Below are 18,247 nucleotides of genomic sequence, written 5' to 3'. Positions count from 1 at the left end.
TTTTAATTAATGGCGATCAAATTAAGTATCTAATCGACACATCGAAAAATAGAATAGTCATTTATATGGTTATTGCTCTCTGTTTAATCATAAATAAAAAGCAAAAAAAAACGGTTAGATAAACTAACCGTTTTTGTTAACTGATGTTAATCAGAGTAAAGAGACTGCCAAAGTAAATTAATTTACTTCAGGTAATCTATCTTTATCTTCATCATCGTCATCATTACTTACGTTGCTATCAACCGCATTAACTAACAGTAAACCGATAGCTAGTACAATACCGCCACATAATACAAAGATTAAGCTTTGCATGAATGCGTTTGGTAAGAAGAACATTGTCATAATACCAACACCAGCGAAGCTAATTAATAGACCAAGCATTTTACGTTGTTTGTTATCAAGACGTTGTTGAGCGTTAGACTCGTTGTGTAGAGGAGTCGCTAAGTTATTGAAGAAAGTATCAACATCTTTTTCACGTTCAGGTGATAGTTTTTTGTAGAACAACATAGTACTACAGAAGAAACCGCCGGTAATAACGATGTGACCTAGTAGACCCAGACCAACTTTAAGATCTTTCCACTCACGACCCGTTAACGCTGTATCTAAGTTGAACCAGTTTTGGATATCAGCTGCAGAGATAACTAAACCTACGTAGTAAGATACAACAGCACCAACAATCAATGTTGCCCAAGCTGCCCAATCAGGTGTTTTACGGATAAAGAATCCACAGAACGCTGGAACAGTCATAGGGAAGCTGATTAACGCACCTACGTACATCATTGTATCGAATAAGCTCAGACCTTTTAATGAGTTAATAAATAACGCCACTAAAATAATGATAATACCAAATACCGTTGACGTAATTTTAGAACAAGTTACTAACTCTTTTTCAGTTGCCTTTGGACGTAAAACAACTTGGTAGAAGTTTTTAACAAAGATACCTGAGTTACGGTTTAGACCTGAATCCATTGAAGACATAGTCGCCGCAAACATTGCAGAGATAAGTAAACCAACCATACCTACAGGCATGTATTCATCTACGAAGTAAAGGTAAGCGTAATCGGCTGCTTTTTTACCAGCTTCAGGGTACATAGCTGTTAAATCAACACCAGTAGATGCTAAGAACCAACTTGGTAGGAACCAAATGATTGGACCAATCGTCATTAAGATACAAGCTAGTAACGCAGCTTTACGTGCATTTTTTGAATCTTTAGCCGCAAGGTAACGGTATGAGTTAAGCATGTTATTAGTAATACTGAACTGCTTAACAAAGATGAAGAAAGACCATAAAGCAAAGATACTGAAGTAGTTAATTTGTGTACCAACAAGGAAAGTAACTTCTCTTGTTTGCTCAAAACCTTCAATGATGTTTGAAATACCACCACCTTGGTTAAGCGCTACAATCGCACAAGTAATCGTTACAGACATGATGATAACCATCTGCATAAAGTCAGATGCGATTACCGCCCATGACCCGCCAGTTACCGACATAACTAATACAACAATACCTGTTGCCCAGATAGTTGTTTCAATATCAACACCAAAGATACCAGAAGCAATGATAGCAAGACCATTCAACCAGATACCTGCGTTGATAACACTGTTTGGCATACCCGTCCAAGTAAATACTTGTTCGTTTTTACTACCAAAGCGTTGGCGTACCGCCTGAATTACCGTTACAACACGTAGTTGGCGGAATTTAGGAGCGAAGTACAAGAAGTTCATCAAGTAACCGAATGCGTTAGCAATAAAGATAATCGCAACAGTAAAACCGTCGTTGTAAGCTTTACCGGCAGCACCAGTAAAGGTCCAAGCACTAAATTGGGTCATGAAGGCAGTTGAACCTACCATCCACCAGAGCATGTTACCGCCCCCACGAAAGTAATCACTTGTATTTGTGGTGAATGTTCTGAACATCCAACCGATGGCAATAAGGAATAGAAAATAAACCCCTACCACTAATATATTAAAATCCATATCAAGACCCTTTGTGTTATTAAGATTGACATGACCTTATCCCAGAGAAGAGATTAATTGTATTACAATAATAAAAGTATGTGATTGAAATCATATTTAATGAGCAGTGATGGCAAAGAACTTAATCTAGATCAGATTTAACAAGTAATAGCGATGCCATCAGTAAGGCTTAAAAAGTATAAAGAAGCACATAAAACAGGTTGATAAGCGTAAAGATAAAAAATCACTATAACTAATAAAAACAATAGATAAGACGATTTAATATACTCAACAACACTTACTTTTTTTAAATGGCTATGAATGAAGTAAGAAATCAAGAAATTAATTTTAACAGTTAATTCTTAACTTTTAAGTTTGTAACTTGTATGTCAATTATCGCTGTGCCACAGAGCAAATAGAAAAACAACAAAGTGTTTAAAAATAAAGTCACAAAAAAAACAAATATGTTACCCAGCTCTCTATACGGACTAAAAAACATGTGATCAAAAGCAATAAAATAATCGTAAGCAACTGATATTTAACAAAAAACATTTTATTAAATTAATTCCATAAAATTTGGCACAAAAAAGTTAGAGGGAACTCACAGAACAAACCAGCAAAAATTATGTATCCTATTTGTATTATGAAATGCCAATATAAATCAGGTGTGGCATAAAAAGTCTTTCGGTTTTAATACTAGCAACAGAGAAGATTGATTGTTTAACAATAAACACAACACTCTAAAAGATGCAGTGATAGAACTAAAATGTAAAACTAACATCAAATTGGACGATAAAAATGAAATTACAAAACAAATTAATTTTTGCTGTTGCAACAACAGTATTGTCAAGTGCCGCTTTTGCTGCACAAATTGATTTCCGCCATGAGTGGAAAGCAGACAACTATGAAGAAGCTAGCCGTATCAAATTAGGCACGGGCTTTAAATTTGAAAATGTTGACAATTTGAAATCCAACATTGGTCTTGAAATGAAGTTTAAAAGCTTCGATAAAACAAAAACGCTTGAAAATACTTACCTTACAGAAACAGAGTTAGACTTGGGTTTAACCTACAAAATGGGTAAATGGCAAATAAAACCAGGTATGCCAATTGCGTTAACAGACCGTAAAAGAACCTTTAAACCTCAAATTCGTATTGTTTATAAATCAGATTTTGGTTTACAAACTGCATTACGTTACCGTCATGAATTTGCAAATTACTCAGATCCAACTGATGGCGATACAAATGTTGAAACTGGTAAGAAAGTAAACCGCCCTACTAAATCTAAAGTAACATTAACAGGCTCTTACAAAATTGACGACCTACCTAACCTTAAACTAAGTTACGAAGTAAACTATGTTAAATCATGGGATAAAGTAAGACAATTTGACGGTAAAGATTGGGAATATGACGCAGGTCTAGTTGTGGGTTACCAATTTGGTGACTGGCGTCCATTTGCAGAGCTCTGGACTGTAGATGAAAGTTCAAGTTCAAGTAAAAGACAAGCTCGTTACCGTGCAGGTATTAAATACAAATTCTAAACCTTAAAATGATTAATTGAGTCTAATCATAAAAGCCGCTTACGAAACTAAGTGGCTTTTTTTGTATCTATAAATCCACACTACAATGTATTTAACCTCAGTTCCGGATAAGAAAAGCGATACAACACCACTATTTGAGCGAATTTCTTCGTTAAATTATTTCCCAATAACCAGTTATTGCTTCAACAATTTGCCTTGAACTACGCACAACTAGCAGTATTGTATAATAATTTTTTATAACTGTATGATTTAAAATAACCTTTCGCTTCCGTTAACCAGAATTGAGGTTATTTAATTTTACTGCCTCAAACAATGTTAGCCACTTAAGAAGCTTATATTAATAGTCAATTTAAGCAGTGACTCCTATCGAATACCAACTAATGCTAATCTCTATTTCAACAATATAAATACCGACACAAAAGTCAAGTAAACATAAAATACAAAAATAAATTTATGAACAATAATCTAATATAAATGATTAGAAGAAATAGATTTTATCAATGTTATGCAAGGGTTTTTGATGCTTACATATCTATTTGTATTACTTTATAAAGTGACTTTATGAAGTTATTTTAAAACTTTAAGTTTAAATAGAGGTCTATATACGCGGAAGTCAAAAAACCTCTCAATAATCAGTATTTTAACTATTGGAGGCGACTTTAAGACAAGTGATAAGGTTTATAGCGCTCTTGTATAATCAAACTTCATGTGTCGTACGCTTGAATCTGTTCCTTCAAAATGTATTTTGAGTAGTGCCAGAAAAAGCTCACCTGTTGCTAACGAATCCACTAAAGCACCATGAGCAGAGTATTCAGGGAGATTATGGCGAGCACGGATAGATCCTAAACGGAAATCATCCGTTGCAGAATCATCTTTATACATGTGCAATGACTTTTCCATCTGAAGTGTATCAGCCCACAATAAAGGTAGCGGAGGTAATTTATAATTGATAGCAATATAATGATTTAAAAAACGCTTTTCAACGACGCTGCCATGTACAATAAGTACCTTGCCGACAGATTCCGCTAACAAAGTATCCATCACTTCCACCCACGGTTTACCTTGTTCAAGCATCTCTGGGACAATGTGATTAATAACAGCGGTTTCAGCTTTGATATTTTCAGCCGATTGAATCAATGTTTCTACCGCCTCACTGAGTAACAACTGCTGTTTTATTAAAGGTAAATATCCCACACTTAACAATGAATCACTTTTAGGATCAAAACCGGAGGTTTCAAAATCTACTGAGAGATAATCCAAAGCAAAAATATCATCATCTAAACTGGGCAAAGGAGCTGATAATAGTGCTTTAATATTATCAGGCACTTCATGGTTAGCTAAATATCGCTCACGTTCGCGCTTTAATTTATTTAATGGGTGGAAATGATTTAAAATGGCACGCATAAATTCTCTCTTTCACTCAAAGTAATTGATTACTGACGATCAAACTTCAATTTTGTATATTCTTGTAGATCAGCAATAATTCTAAATGCGTCTTTTAAATGCTTTCTTTCAAAGCTACCAAAAGTATCTGGAATAATATTATTATCAGGTACTTTTCCTTCTTTTAATGCACTTAATTGATGAGATAAGCGTACTTGTGTTAGGAACTGGAATGACCCTTGTACGTTTTTCAACATCTCTTCACTTAATAAGTTGTTTTCATAAGCATGAGTGAAACGAGCCATTGTTTCTGCTTTTTCAGAACCCGAAGATAAGCCGTAAATACGAGCTAAATCGACTAATAAATTGATAGCAAACTTTTTAATATTTAGTGTTTTAGAGTTCTCACCACTTTTTTCCAATACAAGCGAGTTAAAAATACCCAATGGAGGGTTAACCGATACAGAATCTCGCACCATAGAAGATAAAAACACATGTGAATCTTTGATACTTGAAAATAGATGAGCTTGAAGTTCTTTGTTAAAGCTTTCATTACCGTATAACCAGCGTGTTTCTAAAAACACCGTTACATTTAGTAAGCTTTCATATTCTGGATTTGCCACCCATTTACTGTAAGAGGCTTTCCACACTTTTAAAGGCATACACCATTTAGGATTAACGGCCATGAATTTACCGCTACATAATGGATAAGCACAAGCATCTAATGAGTTACACACCCACATTGCCAAACCTTGAAAGTAAATACGATCTGCAGCAGTGGCGGTATCCGCTAAAATAATGGCATTATCTTGATCCGATAACATATGCACTTCATTTCGAGCATGCGATCCCGCTACAATCCAAGCAAATTCACAAGGCGGTTTGCCAAAGTGTCCTTCAGCCATTTGTAATAATCTGCGGTTATATGCATCCATTATCATGGTCATTACATGGCCAATAATGTCACCACTGACCTTACCTTCTACTAATGCTTCAAATATTGCCTGGCGTTCAGGGGTTAATTTTGTGAGATCGGCAACGGTGTTTGCGTATTTAATTTTTTCAATTAAGAAAACCGCTTGGATTCTATTGTTACGCACTAAATGTGTTGTTGTTAAAACACCTAAAACATTATTACCTTCAACAACGGGTAAACTACGTACGTTATTTTGCATCATAATAGATGATGCTTTTAACACTAAGTCATTAGGCCCAACAGTTAATGGATTAGGCGTCATGATCTCTTTAACTGGTCGGTTATAATCCAACCCAGCTACGATCACACGTTTAGTCATATCTCGGTCAGTCACTAAACCAATGATCTTACCATTCTCTGTAATCACAGCAGTCGGAGAACAAACCGCCATTATCTCTTCAGCCACTTTTCTAATCGGTGTACTAGAATCAACAACAACAATTTTATCACTTGATACTTCAGAGACTTTTTTTACAAACACCCCTTTTTCACTGTCTGACCACACAACATCTAAAGCAGAATGTAAACGCACCTGCACATTACTTGCAAAATGCTCAGCAAAGTCTGGGTATTCATCTAACAAGTTTAATAAGTCAGAGTGGGGCACTAAATATAATAAAGTATTTTCTATGGCGATGGCGCTGTAGTCTTCTTGGGATTCTTTATGCTCGTCAAGGAAAGTAAAACCGAATAAGTCTTCTGCCCCTAATTTCGCACGTAACATACCGTTATGTTTGCGTTGTTCCATCGATCCGGTGCGAATCACATATAAATAACGTAATTCATGCTCTCCACCAAAGTGAACCTGTTCGCCTTTCGCTAAATAAGAAATTTTAATACAGCAGGCAATTTTTCGTTGTAGTTCTTGAGGCAACTTATCAAAAGGATCAATTTTAGATAGGAAGTCGTGAATATTGGGAATTAATGTTTGAGGCATAAATAATCCTTTAAAAATATAGCCATTTAATGCAAAAGCCATTCTCTATTATTAGAGAATGGTTAGCATATTGCCTTAGTCTAGAGAGCGATAAACAGAATCTAACAGCTTCAATAACAAGCGCTTAGTTTTCTAAGATCTGATATTACATTGCCCTATTCAAAGCTGGCTTACTCTGCTCTAAAAGGGTCACATGAATATTATTTAAGTTAAGTTTAAGCACAACAATATAATAGGTTTAGAAAATTTGTAATACAATAAACACTAGCAGTACTTTCATATATAAAAAGATAAAAACATTAGAAATTGACTGTTAGTTTGAGTACAAATATAAGATTAAGGCCTAGTGGTTTAAACACGTTTTATAATTATTAATACGGCTATTTCTTAACTGCCAACTCCCTCTAAACCGCGAGGAGTGAACAGACATTCATTATTATTAATTACTACCAGGTAAACGGCGCTTACTTTTACTTAACAAATCAATATTTGCTTGTCGTGCTTTATCGGAATCACCCGCCATAATCGCTGAGTAAATAGCGCGATGCTCATTGATGCAAGTACTACCTCTAACCGATGAATGTGTAATAAAGCTTTTAAACATCGTGCACAAGACATTCGCAAAAGGTAGATAGAAGCTATTACCGGTAGATAAAAAAATCAAACGGTGAAACTCCATGTCAGCTTCAGTCCAGCTTTCCAGTTCAAAATCTTTAGAGATATCATCCATTCGTTGAAAAGTAGCAGATAATAAAATACGTTGTTGCGCAGTGGCATTTTCTGCAGCAAGTGCAGCGGCTTCTGGCTCTAATGCGTTACGTAAAGAGAGAAAGTCTCGATAAACAGCATTGTTATCACCAATATCAATTAACCAATCTAATAATTGAGAGTCCAAAAAATTCCAATTTTCTCGATCAGTAACACGTGTTCCAACCTTTGGCTTTGACTCTAACAACCCTTTTGACGTCAGTAATTTAATCGCCTCTCTTAATGAGGTTCTGCTAACTTTAAATTGCTCACATAGTGTCATTTCACCAGGAATAATCTCATTTTGAGCAACTTCTCCTGACAGTATTTTACGAGCGATTTCACGTGCTACTTGCACATGTAAGCTACGTTTTACTCCAGCTATTTCTACAAATGCATTCTGCATAAGGACCCTTATCTTTATTATATTGAATTAATAGTAATACAAATAAAGTGGGTTTGATATACGATCAACCATGCCTCTTTATCTTCTGTGATTTACATAGGAAAATAATAGTGTTCTTTTGTATTATATGTGAACTAATACCCAATCATATTAGGCATAAAAAAGAGGCTTCGCCAATGATAGTTTTTGTAGCCCTATCGGTTATAGTATAATATTTGTTCACATAGAAAACACTTACATTGAGCTATACTGGTTGTGTTAATCATACGATCTAAATTTCATGCAAAAATAAATAGACCTCAGATATACATTAATATCAATGGTTGTTCTATATAACCTCAATGCAAGTTAATGAAAACGGAATTACATTTAAAATCATAAGGTTATATTTTTTACTAGTCAGTGCAGTTAGTTTTACGTAGTTCAAGGCAAATTACCTCTCAATAACGGGTTATTGAGAGGTAATTTAACGCGGAAATAGTCGTGTTGTATCACTTTGCTTATTCAGAACTGAGTTTATTTATGAAGTTTATACTAAAAAAGTGAATCGTTTCCACCAGCAGAATAAATCAGTCAGTCAGTCATGAATATTGGTTTTATATAAATATAAACCACTACCTAAAGGTTAGCGACCATCATCGTATAAGGGATCATAATGAAAACAATGTCATGTAAACAATTAGGTGGGGCTTGTGAACAATCTTTCCAAGCAAAAACATTTGAAGAATTAGTAGAGCAAAGTAAGTTACATGCTATGGAAATGTTTATGCAACAAGATGAAGGACACCTTGAAGCAATGCAAAAAATCCAAGCGTTAATGAAAGATCCAGCAGCAATCCAAGCTTGGTACGATGCTAAAGAGCAAGAGTTTAATGCATTAGTAGAAGATTAGTTAAAGTAGAGAGAGTTAGCTTACTGAGCAAATAAGCTATTTTTTAATCCTCAATTTTTCTGAATAAATAGACATCAGGCTCTTAAGTCCTTTGGACTATCCATCACCACCGATGTGGATATAGACTGTACTTGTTTAATAGAACCTAACACTTCTGAATGAAACTGCTTATAGGCGGATAAGCTAGTGGTCTCTACTCTTAACAAATATTCTTTAGCACCAGTAATATTATGACATTCGACCACTTCTTTCGCTCCTTCAATAGATAACTCAAAGTGCTTTTGTGTGGCATTACTATGGTCTGACAAACCGATTTCAACATACGCAATAAACTCAATACCCTGTTTCACTGAATTTAATATTGCTCTATAACCGACAATGGTTTTATTGTGTTCTAGCTCTTGCACGCGCCTTAAGGTTGCAGAGGGTGATAAACCAATTCGCGTTGCTAACTCAACATTCGATAAACGCCCATTCAACTTTAACTCTTGCAATATTCTTTCGTCAAATCTATCCATAGCCAACTTTTCTTGTGAAATTAATGATTTTCAAACAAATATAGACACAAAATTTACTAATATTCCCTTTAATATACAAGCATAAATTCATTAAAGAGTACTGTACATGGAATATACACAATTATTGGCGTTATTTAGTTTTGCAATTGTAAGTAGTTTTTCTCCTGGCCCAAACAATATTATGCTAATGACGTCAGGTGCGAATGTGGGGTTCTATCGTACTATCCCACATATGCTCGGAATCATTACCGGTTATAGCGTGATGTTATTGTTGATAGGATTTGGCTTGATGCAATTCTTGTTACAGTACCCTGTACTACAAAATACATTACAAATAGTATGTTTGATTTATTTAGTCTACTTAGCTTATAAAATAGCAACGAGTAAAGTGAGCCATCAAACGCAATCTCAATTTAAACCGATGTCTCTTCTTTCTGCTGCAAGCTTTCAATGGATTAACCCTAAAGCTTGGTCTATGGCTTTCTCTGCGATTACAGTTTATAGCGCGGACATTGACTATATTACGGCGATATTAATGATTATGGCGGTGTTTGCAGTCGTCAATGTCCCCTCTGCTTGTGCTTGGACATTGGCAGGTAAAAAAAGTCGGGATATATTATCGAACCCACAACGATTGATGTATTTCAATTATTCGATGGCAGTCTTGTTAATCGTGTCTGTCGGGTTCAGTTTATAGTTGTACTAAATGTAAAAAGGCCACCAGCGAGTTAAGCTAATGGCCTTTTTACATTAATAATATCTTAATAATAATCAGCGCTAATCCCAATAACAGGTCAGTTAATAACAAACTATAATATTAATAACTTACACTGAAAATGGATACTTAATGGGATCATGACATTGATAACCAACGACTTCAAAATCATCCATTGTCACCCACGTTTCTAAGTCTTCTAATGACGTGATTTTAGGATTAATTTTTAATTGTGGTGAAGCAAAAGGTTCACGCTTCAATTGCACACCTCGCATTAACTCTAATTGGTCTTCATAAATATGTGCATTAACAATTTTATGGTACGCCTTACCTGCTTTTTTACCAGTGATCTGCGCCATCAATGCCAAGAAAGCAAATACTTGAACTTGATTAAAATTCAATCCTAATGGCACATCACATGAACGTTGATAGCTGGTTAAGTGCAATGTGTCACCTAATAGAGAAAAAGTATGTGTATGCATGCAAGGACGCAAGCATCCCATCTCAAACTCACCTGGATTGTAAAAGGTCAGAATCTCTGCGCGATCATCAATACCGTTTTTCAAGTTATCAACAATCTTCTTTAATTGATCTAAGGTTGTGCCATCCGGTTTTGCCCATGAGCGACCTTGAACACCGTAAACACGGCCCATATCATCTTCACCTTTACGGTGCGAACTGTTCAACCAAACGTCATTTAAGTTAGCATTAGCGTCCCATGTTTTAGTGCCTAAAGCACGGAAGTCAGCTGCATTATCGTAACCACGGATATAACCTAAAAACTCAGCAATCGCTGACTTATAAAAGCTTTTACGCGTGGTTATCATCGGGAATTGATTATTACCAACATCGTATTCTAAATCAGCATTGATAACCGTTAAGCAACGTTTACCAGTGCGTTCATTCTCAATCCAAGTACCTTCATCAATAATACGTTGGCATAGCTGTAAATACTGTTTCATTATTGCTTACCTTTATTATTTTTTGCTTTACTAGCAACGGCTTCAACAGGATTGTTTTTATAAGCATAAAACATTAAAGCAGCTCCTATGATGACCATTGGCAGGGACAGAATTTGCCCCATACTCATATTAAATGTTAATAAACCGAGTTGAGCATCAGGCTCGCGAGCAAATTCAATAATGAATCGGAATGTACCGTAACCCAGTAAGAATAAACCTGCGACTGAACCCGCTGGTTTAGGTTTACGGATAAATAGAATTAAGATAATAAATAACACCACACCTTCTAATGCAAACTCATACAACTGTGAAGGATGGCGAGGAAGTGGGCCTGCATTGTGGAAAATCACACCGAATGGAGAGTCAGTCACTCTTCCCCATAATTCAGAGTTAATAAAATTACCAATACGTCCAGCCCCTAAGCCAACCGGTAATAATGGCACAATAAAATCACCGACCGATAAGATAGAGCGTTGATGGCGTTTTGCATAAATAATAATGGCAGTCAGTACACCTAGCACCCCACCATGGAATGACATTCCACCTTCCCAAATTCTAAATAGGTACATTGGGTTATCGATGAAAGTAGGGAATTGATAGAAGAATACGTAACCAATACGTCCGCCTAAAATTACGCCCATAAAACCAGCAAATAAAAGGTCACTTGCTTGTTCACGTGTCCATACACCATTAGATTTATCACAAGCGCGATTTGCCATCCAAAACGCACAAGCAAAACCAATAAGGTACATTAATCCATACCAACGAATATCTATCGGACCGAGGCTAATCGCAATCGGGTCAATCTGGGGTAATACATAAGGAGATGAGGACATATTTTGCTCTAATTGATGAGTTTAATGGCGGTATCATAACGTAATTTGTATACATATTTAAATACAGCTTAAGGATTAAAATTTTTAGACTAAAAATACCAGAAAAAAGAGTCAATATAGTACACTTTCAAAGGACTTTTATTTTTAATAGTAAAAAATAGCAATTACTGAATTAATTTACTGTTAAATATGCTATTTTCTGCGCCAAATTATGATCTGTATTAATTCTAATATGAGATTAGTCACTACAATCACCTTGTAGTCACCATACCAAAATAGCGTTTGCTTCTACTAAGCGTTAAACCATTAATCACAGTGTCCATAAGACGTTTTATACACACTGTTAATAATAAAAAGATAGGACATACTTATGAGTTCAAGCCCCACCCTTATTCAGCGAATGATGAACGGTAGCTTAGTATTACAAATTGTTGTTGGTATTATTGCAGGCGTTTGTCTTGCCACCTACTCACCAAGCACGGCTACATCCGTTTCATTTCTTGGTGGATTTTTTGTTAGTGCGTTAAAAGCCGTTGCACCGATTCTTGTTTTCATCTTAGTGGCATCGTCGATAGCAAACCAGAGTAAAGGCACACACACTAACCTTAAACCAGTTATTCATTTATATTTAATCGGTACTTTATTAGCTTCTATTACTGCCGTTCTATTTAGTTATGTATTCCCTACAGAACTTGTCTTAATAACAACCGATATTGTGGCATCACCGCCTGAAGGTATTTTAGAAGTATTAAACACACTATTATTTAAAATTGTAGATAATCCAGTCAATGCCTTAGTAACTGGTAACTTCATTGGTATTTTAGCGTGGGCTGTTGGTTTAGGTTTAGCACTTCAACATGCCAATGAATCGACAAAAAATATGCTACATGACCTATCTCATGGCGTCTCTAAAATCGTACAACTAGTGATTCGATTAGCACCTATCGGTATTTTCGGTTTAGTAGCAACGACGTTTGCACAAACGGGCTTTGATTCATTAATTGGCTACTCTCACTTATTAGCGGTATTAGTTGGCTCAATGCTATTTATTGCATTGGTTGTTAATCCAATCATTGTTTATGTCAAGCTAGGTACTAACCCTTACCCATTAATATTCCAATGTTTACGTGAATCAGGTGTTACCGCGTTCTTCACACGTAGCTCTGCAGCTAACATTCCTGTGAACATGGCATTATGTGAGAAATTAGACTTACATGAAGATACTTATTCTGTATCTATTCCATTAGGTGCAACCATCAATATGGCTGGCGCAGCAATCACTATTACAGTCTTAACGCTTGCAGCTGTTCATACCTTAGGTATTGAGTTTGATATTTTCACTGCCATTTTACTCAGTGTCGTTGCTGCAGTATCTGCTTGTGGTGCTTCTGGTGTAGCTGGTGGATCATTATTATTGATTCCATTAGCCTGTAGTTTATTTGGTGTGCCAAATGAAATCGCAATGCAAGTTGTTGCCATTGGTTTCATTATTGGTGTTGTACAAGACTCTGCTGAAACAGCGTTAAACAGTTCAACGGATGTTATCTTCACCACTGCTGCTTGTCGTGCAGAAGAAGCTAAGAGTTTAGCCGCGAAAAGCTAACGCATTAGCCATTAATTTAAAACAAAAAAACCGATCAATTGATCGGTTTTTTTATAGGTAAAAATAAGATTAATTTAAATAGTATTAGCGAAGTAAAGTTAGCTAAGCAATAAGGATTAAAGTCCTACTTCTTACCAGCACGTACAAATCCACCTAAGCCTTTTTCATCTAAATAGTTAATAAAAGTTTGTTTAATAAAGTTGCCATCATGCCCTTTTAAAGCGACTTGAGTACAAGCTTCTAATTCTGGGATAGTGACTTTATTCAGCAAATATTTAACTTTATTAATATTAAACGCATTCATACTGAGTTTTCGATAACCCAGGCCAAGCAACATCAGTAACCCGATAGGATCACCCGCTAATTCACCACAAATACTCACTTCAATATTATTCTTTTTACTTTGATCTAAGATTAAGCGCATCGCTTGTAATACAGCAGGATGGTAACTATCAAATAGATCTGCTACGCGGCTATTATTGCGATCTACGGCTAATAAATATTGGGTTAAATCATTGGTACCAATTGATAGAAAGTCCACCAGCGGCGCTAATTGATCAATAATAAAAATAGCAGAAGGTACTTCGATCATTACCCCAATATCCGGTAATGGAAATTGTTCTGCTGTCATTTTTTGTTCCCAGCAAATTTCTTCCCATGCTTGAACAATTAATCGTTTAGATTCCTCTACTTCGCCAACAGAGCCGACCATAGGTAACATAATACGTAAGTTCTGAGTCTGAATATTTGCACGTAACATCGCACGTATCTGCACAATAAAAATTTCTGGATGATCCAACGTTAAACGAATACCACGCCAACCTAAAAATGGATTTTCTTCAGTAATAGGGAAGTAACTTAGTTGTTTATCGCCACCAATATCCAATGTCCGCATAGTGACAGGTAAATCTTTATATTCTTCCAATAAATGCTGATATGAACTGACCTGTTCTTGCTCAGTCGGAAAGGCACTGTTAAGCATAAAAGGGAGTTCACTACGGTATAAACCAATCCCTGAGAAGTTCTGCTCTTTAAACACGTCGGGTGTGGTATTTAAACCAGTATTGAGTAACACTTCAATTTCACAACCATCTTTAGTGATCGCTGCTTGATTCGCTTCTAACTCAACTAAAGCCTTCATCTCATTTTCTTCATCAAGCAGAATTTGATATTCCGCAATCAGAGAAGCTTCAGGCTCAATAATAATGGTGCCCGCGTAACCATTGATGATGATATTTTTATGGGCTACATTTTTTAACCTTAAAGGCACACCTAATACAGCAGGGATCCCAAGTGCTCGAGATAAGATCGCCACATGAGAGCTTAGCCCACCACGTACCGATACGATGCCTTTTAATTTATCAGGCGGAATCATCGCCAACATCGAAATAGTCACTTCTTCTGCGACTAAAATAATCTCATCAGGAAAATCTTGTTTTTCATCATCACGATTTGAAAGATGATATAAAAGACGCTGACCTACATCGCGAATTTCGACAGCTCGTTCCCTCAAATATGGGTCACTCATGCTTTCAAACTGTTCAATATAACGTTCAGCAACGCGTTTGACGGCACTTTTAGCGGTTAACTTATCTTCTCTAATTTGTAGTTCAATCGCAGACAATAGCGCTTTATCTTTTAACAAATGCCCATACACATCAAATAACATAAAAGCGTCTTTAGAGACTTGTTCTTTTAATGTTATTGATACTTTAGAAAACTCGTCTGCACAGGCTTGAACGGCATTAGCAAAGGATTCCATTTCACTATTAGGTTGATCACTTAACTCAATGCCAACATCACTTAATAAAAGATGAGCTTGTAAAACATGGGCTTTATTAATAGAGATCCCAGAACTCGCCGGACTACCTTGCAGATGGAGTGAATGCTTTTTAGGTGCTTTCTCATCGGGGAGATCTAATAACGTGCCACCTAACACACTGCCTAGATGCACAGCTAACGTAACGAGGAATGATTCTTCAAGTTCATTGAATAGACGGGGTAATCTTTGTTGTGCAACCAGTACACCAAGAACTTCACGTTTGTGAATAATCGGTACACCTAGAAATGATTTAAATTGCTCTTCGTTACTTGAAGGAAGGTATTTGAATTGAGGATGTTCAGAAACATTAGCTAAATTAATTGGTTCACCTTTTTGATAAACCAACCCAACAATACCTTCATCGAGGTTAAAATGTGTTGCGCCAACAACTTGACTGTCTAGGCCCTCACTCGCCATCAATGATAATTTTTTAGTATCTTTATTCGTCACAAAAATAGAGCAACAATCTAAGATCATTGTGCTTTTAGTTTGCTCTACCAATAGATTCATCGCATCAGAAAGAGTATTGGCCTCACCGAATTGCTCTACAATCTGACGAAGTTGGCTGAACATAAAACACTCCTGTTAATGAGGGAAGGCAATACCTATTGTTTAAAAGAACCTCGGCGAGGTCGTTTATTTCTTTTTTTATCTGATTTGTGCATTAGTGAAAACGCAGCATGGCAAAATTCAGCCAATGCTCTTCTATAGACATCACGTTTAAATGACACCACTTGACGAACAGGGTACCAAAACGTTACCCAGCGCCAATCATCAAACTCAGGATGTCCACAAGTCTCAAATCCAATTTGCTCTTCTTCTGCAGTCAATTGTAATAAAAACCAGCGTTGTTTTTGGCCAATACAAATAGGAGCGGGAGATTCCCAACGCACTAAACGTTTAGGTAATTTATATCGTAACCATTGACGGCTACTCGCAACTATTTTTACATGTTCAGGTTTCAGACCTACTTCTTCATACAGTTCACGATACATTGCTTTTTCAGGCGTTTCGCCTTCTTTAATTCCACCTTGTGGAAATTGCCATGAATGCTGACCGAAGCGTTTAGCCCATAAAACTTGACCATTTTTATTACAAATGATGATACCTACATTGGAACGATAGCCGTCAGCATCAATCATTAAAAACCTTAGTCAGGTTAAGATCTATTCTTATTTATACACAAGTAAATCAGCGACAAAATAGAATAAATGAAATTATAATTATTAATGCATTCTTTCACAGAACCCCTTTACCATCAAACCGATAAACTATAAAAAGGTTAAACGATAGTACCTACATCACGTTTACAGAAAATTGCTAACAAAATATATCCACTAAATCTGTGCATAACTATGTGCACAATTAAGCATAAATAAAAAAATACGGAAACAACACAAACTACAAGATCTTTATAATGTTATTTATACTATGATTATCACATTAAAAAACAATAAGTTGAACTTAAAATATAATAAATTTTCATTTCACCCTGTCATTAGATCCAGTGTTTTTAATTCACAATCGAATGTGAATATCTTCTGCGTTTAAAAAATAGTCATTGTTAACTTCGACCGCATTTTTTGTACAAAAAACAAACACAAAAACTGATTTTTAAGATATTTATGCACATTTTTAAAAACTAACATTAAGATCTTACGATCTATTCACTTATCCACTAAAATTGTGCATAACTCTGTGTAAGTTCATTTTACAACTATGAATAACCTCAAATAAGAAAAATGCGTACAATAAAAACCTCTATTTATTATTAACTGACGAAAGGAAGCTATCATGCAGGCTACACCACAATCTGAAGCTCAATTATTAGCCTATTGTGAAGCGATTGCAGGTTATTCTTTATCGGAACTTGCTGATATAGCGAATATCGAAACACCAGAGAATCTCCGGAAGAATAAAGGCTGGGTTGGACAACTTATAGAATGGCACTTAGGGGCAACAGCTGGCAGCAAACCAGAGCAAGACTTTAAGCATTTAGGCATTGAATTAAAAACCATCCCTATTGATAGCAAAGGTAAAGTACTGGAAACCACTTTTGTGTGTAGCACCCCAATATTACATACAACACATCTAACGTGGCACAATAGCAATATTCGCAATAAATTAAGTAAAGTGTTGTGGTTACCCGTCCAAGGAGAACGCACAATCCCTCTTTCAGAACGCATTGTTGGCAATGGCTTTTTATGGACAGCTTCATCAAGACAAGAACAATTAATGCAACAAGACTGGGATGAGCTAATGGAAAAAATTGCGCTAGGCAAAATAGAGCAAGTTAGTGCCCGTGATGGACAAGTTTTACAATTACGCCCAAAGGCTGCCAACGGACAAGTAGTGACCGATGCCTATGGTGAAGATGGTGAGTTAATTAAAGTCCGCCCTCGTGGTTTCTACCTAAAAAAAGCATTCACTCAAGACATTATTAACCAACAATTTAATTTAAATTAAGTTTCATTGATTATGTGACTAGAATTTGTACAATTTTTGCAGTAGATTAAATGTGAAGTAATATTTTATGAGGATCTAACATGAGTATTAAAAAGCAATTTTTAAAAAATAAGCCGATTGTTAAAGTGACTTTTGAAATTAGTAAAGATCTCGCGAATAATGCGGCTAGCATTAATTTACTCTCTGAGCATAACCACTGGCAACCCATTGAATTTAAAAAATTTAAAAACGGTAAATTTAAAGTAGTAGAGAATATATCTACAGAAGATTTTCAACGCTTTCAATTTATCTACAAAGTCACGTCAGAAGCTGGTCAGGAATTCACTATATTACCTGAGAGTACTTATGATTACGTTGATAATGGCATGAATGACGGCGGTAAAAATGCAGTCTTAACGCTATCAGAATAATGATCTTTTAAGCTTATTTACACGTAATTAGTTTGTTACAGTAAATTGGCCCAGTATCTACTTACTATTGAATCTCAAT

Annotated in this window: 15 protein-coding genes; 6 read left to right on the top strand and 9 right to left on the bottom strand. The window is 35.8% G+C overall.

The window, feature by feature from the left end:
• Positions 1-177: 177 nt before the first annotated feature.
• Complete coding sequence (locus tag Q0794_RS13935; protein WP_298942913.1) at positions 178-1,977, bottom strand: transporter; 1,800 nt, start codon at positions 1,975-1,977, stop codon at positions 178-180.
• Positions 1,978-2,754: 777 nt separating this feature from the next.
• On the opposite strand from Q0794_RS13935, the gene Q0794_RS13930 reads away from it, so the two are divergent.
• Complete coding sequence (locus Q0794_RS13930) at positions 2,755-3,495, top strand: oligogalacturonate-specific porin KdgM family protein (protein ID WP_298942911.1); 741 nt, start codon at positions 2,755-2,757, stop codon at positions 3,493-3,495.
• Positions 3,496-4,173: 678 nt separating this feature from the next.
• On the opposite strand, the gene Q0794_RS13925 is transcribed toward Q0794_RS13930, so the two are convergent.
• The 3 genes from Q0794_RS13925 to Q0794_RS13915 all read right to left on the bottom strand — a co-directional run bounded on the left by Q0794_RS13925 (position 4,174) and on the right by Q0794_RS13915 (position 7,944).
• Positions 4,174-4,899, bottom strand: a complete 726-nt coding sequence (locus Q0794_RS13925; RefSeq protein ID WP_298942909.1) for a 3'-5' exonuclease — start codon at positions 4,897-4,899, stop codon at positions 4,174-4,176.
• 29 nt (positions 4,900-4,928) lie between these two features.
• Complete coding sequence (locus tag Q0794_RS13920) at positions 4,929-6,791, bottom strand: putative nucleotidyltransferase substrate binding domain-containing protein (RefSeq protein WP_298942907.1); 1,863 nt, start codon at positions 6,789-6,791, stop codon at positions 4,929-4,931.
• 439 nt (positions 6,792-7,230) lie between these two features.
• On the bottom strand, positions 7,231-7,944 hold the full coding sequence (locus Q0794_RS13915) for a FadR/GntR family transcriptional regulator (RefSeq protein ID WP_298942906.1): 714 nt from the start codon (positions 7,942-7,944) through the stop codon (positions 7,231-7,233).
• A 655-nt stretch (positions 7,945-8,599) separates the two neighbouring features.
• On the opposite strand from Q0794_RS13915, the gene Q0794_RS13910 reads away from it, so the two are divergent.
• The gene (locus Q0794_RS13910) at positions 8,600-8,836 is read left to right on the top strand and encodes a DUF1059 domain-containing protein (protein WP_298942905.1); all 237 of its coding nucleotides are present in this window, start codon (positions 8,600-8,602) and stop codon (positions 8,834-8,836) included.
• A gap of 74 nt (positions 8,837-8,910) precedes the next feature.
• Here Q0794_RS13910 and Q0794_RS13905 read toward each other — a convergent pair whose 3' ends face one another.
• On the bottom strand, positions 8,911-9,354 hold the full coding sequence (locus Q0794_RS13905) for an Lrp/AsnC family transcriptional regulator (RefSeq protein ID WP_298942903.1): 444 nt from the start codon (positions 9,352-9,354) through the stop codon (positions 8,911-8,913).
• 106 nt (positions 9,355-9,460) lie between these two features.
• Here Q0794_RS13905 and Q0794_RS13900 point away from each other — a divergent pair, with 106 nt between their 5' ends.
• A complete protein-coding gene (locus tag Q0794_RS13900) occupies positions 9,461-10,051 on the top strand; it encodes a LysE family translocator (RefSeq protein ID WP_298942901.1) in 591 nt (196 codons plus the stop codon).
• Between the two features lie 128 nt (positions 10,052-10,179).
• Here Q0794_RS13900 and Q0794_RS13895 read toward each other — a convergent pair whose 3' ends face one another.
• Both Q0794_RS13895 and lgt read right to left on the bottom strand, forming a co-directional pair.
• On the bottom strand, positions 10,180-11,031 hold the full coding sequence (locus tag Q0794_RS13895) for a thymidylate synthase (protein ID WP_298942900.1): 852 nt from the start codon (positions 11,029-11,031) through the stop codon (positions 10,180-10,182).
• The gene (lgt, locus tag Q0794_RS13890) at positions 11,031-11,867 is read right to left on the bottom strand and encodes a prolipoprotein diacylglyceryl transferase (protein WP_298942899.1); all 837 of its coding nucleotides are present in this window, start codon (positions 11,865-11,867) and stop codon (positions 11,031-11,033) included. The genes Q0794_RS13895 and lgt overlap by 1 nt, the downstream gene beginning before the upstream one ends.
• Positions 11,868-12,237: 370 nt before the next feature.
• Between lgt and sstT the strand changes: the two genes are divergently transcribed.
• A complete protein-coding gene (sstT, locus tag Q0794_RS13885) occupies positions 12,238-13,470 on the top strand; it encodes a serine/threonine transporter SstT (RefSeq protein WP_298942897.1) in 1,233 nt (410 codons plus the stop codon).
• Positions 13,471-13,594: 124 nt separating this feature from the next.
• On the opposite strand, the gene ptsP is transcribed toward sstT, so the two are convergent.
• Together ptsP and rppH are read right to left on the bottom strand one after the other, a co-directional pair.
• The gene (gene ptsP / locus Q0794_RS13880) at positions 13,595-15,865 is read right to left on the bottom strand and encodes a phosphoenolpyruvate--protein phosphotransferase (protein WP_298942895.1); all 2,271 of its coding nucleotides are present in this window, start codon (positions 15,863-15,865) and stop codon (positions 13,595-13,597) included.
• Positions 15,866-15,897: 32 nt separating this feature from the next.
• Positions 15,898-16,434 carry an RNA pyrophosphohydrolase gene (gene rppH, locus Q0794_RS13875; protein WP_298942893.1) on the bottom strand — a complete coding sequence of 179 codons (537 nt, stop codon included), beginning with the start codon at positions 16,432-16,434 and terminating at the stop codon, positions 15,898-15,900.
• A gap of 652 nt (positions 16,435-17,086) precedes the next feature.
• On the opposite strand from rppH, the gene mutH reads away from it, so the two are divergent.
• Positions 17,087-17,758: a DNA mismatch repair endonuclease MutH gene (gene mutH, locus Q0794_RS13870; RefSeq protein WP_298942891.1), complete on the top strand. Its 672-nt coding sequence runs from the start codon at positions 17,087-17,089 to the stop codon at positions 17,756-17,758.
• Positions 17,759-17,838: 80 nt separating this feature from the next.
• Positions 17,839-18,168, top strand: coding sequence for a hypothetical protein (locus Q0794_RS13865; RefSeq protein WP_298942889.1), 330 nt, complete (start codon positions 17,839-17,841; stop codon positions 18,166-18,168).
• Positions 18,169-18,247 lie beyond the last annotated feature (79 nt).

This window comes from uncultured Psychromonas sp. (genome assembly GCF_947489755.1).
Taxonomy (GTDB): Bacteria; Pseudomonadota; Gammaproteobacteria; order Enterobacterales; family Psychromonadaceae; genus Psychromonas.
Note: the sequence above shows the minus strand (reverse complement) of the source record. Positions and strands in the feature narration are given on the sequence as shown.

What these genes read in the sequence shown, in the direction of transcription:
- Q0794_RS13915 (WP_298942906.1), bottom strand. Translation starts at nt 7,944, where the DNA reads ATGCAGAATGCATTTGTAGAAATAGCTGGAGTAAAACGTAGCTTACAT.
- Q0794_RS13865 (WP_298942889.1), top strand. Translation starts at nt 17,839, where the DNA reads ATGAGTATTAAAAAGCAATTTTTAAAAAATAAGCCGATTGTTAAAGTG.
- Q0794_RS13910 (WP_298942905.1), top strand. Translation starts at nt 8,600, where the DNA reads ATGAAAACAATGTCATGTAAACAATTAGGTGGGGCTTGTGAACAATCT.
- mutH (WP_298942891.1), top strand. Translation starts at nt 17,087, where the DNA reads ATGCAGGCTACACCACAATCTGAAGCTCAATTATTAGCCTATTGTGAA.
- sstT (WP_298942897.1), top strand. Translation starts at nt 12,238, where the DNA reads ATGAGTTCAAGCCCCACCCTTATTCAGCGAATGATGAACGGTAGCTTA.
- Q0794_RS13935 (WP_298942913.1), bottom strand. Translation starts at nt 1,977, where the DNA reads ATGGATTTTAATATATTAGTGGTAGGGGTTTATTTTCTATTCCTTATT.
- Q0794_RS13930 (WP_298942911.1), top strand. Translation starts at nt 2,755, where the DNA reads ATGAAATTACAAAACAAATTAATTTTTGCTGTTGCAACAACAGTATTG.
- lgt (WP_298942899.1), bottom strand. Translation starts at nt 11,867, where the DNA reads ATGTCCTCATCTCCTTATGTATTACCCCAGATTGACCCGATTGCGATT.
- Q0794_RS13900 (WP_298942901.1), top strand. Translation starts at nt 9,461, where the DNA reads ATGGAATATACACAATTATTGGCGTTATTTAGTTTTGCAATTGTAAGT.
- rppH (WP_298942893.1), bottom strand. Translation starts at nt 16,434, where the DNA reads ATGATTGATGCTGACGGCTATCGTTCCAATGTAGGTATCATCATTTGT.
- Q0794_RS13895 (WP_298942900.1), bottom strand. Translation starts at nt 11,031, where the DNA reads ATGAAACAGTATTTACAGCTATGCCAACGTATTATTGATGAAGGTACT.
- Q0794_RS13905 (WP_298942903.1), bottom strand. Translation starts at nt 9,354, where the DNA reads ATGGATAGATTTGACGAAAGAATATTGCAAGAGTTAAAGTTGAATGGG.
- Q0794_RS13925 (WP_298942909.1), bottom strand. Translation starts at nt 4,899, where the DNA reads ATGCGTGCCATTTTAAATCATTTCCACCCATTAAATAAATTAAAGCGC.
- ptsP (WP_298942895.1), bottom strand. Translation starts at nt 15,865, where the DNA reads ATGTTCAGCCAACTTCGTCAGATTGTAGAGCAATTCGGTGAGGCCAAT.
- Q0794_RS13920 (WP_298942907.1), bottom strand. Translation starts at nt 6,791, where the DNA reads ATGCCTCAAACATTAATTCCCAATATTCACGACTTCCTATCTAAAATT.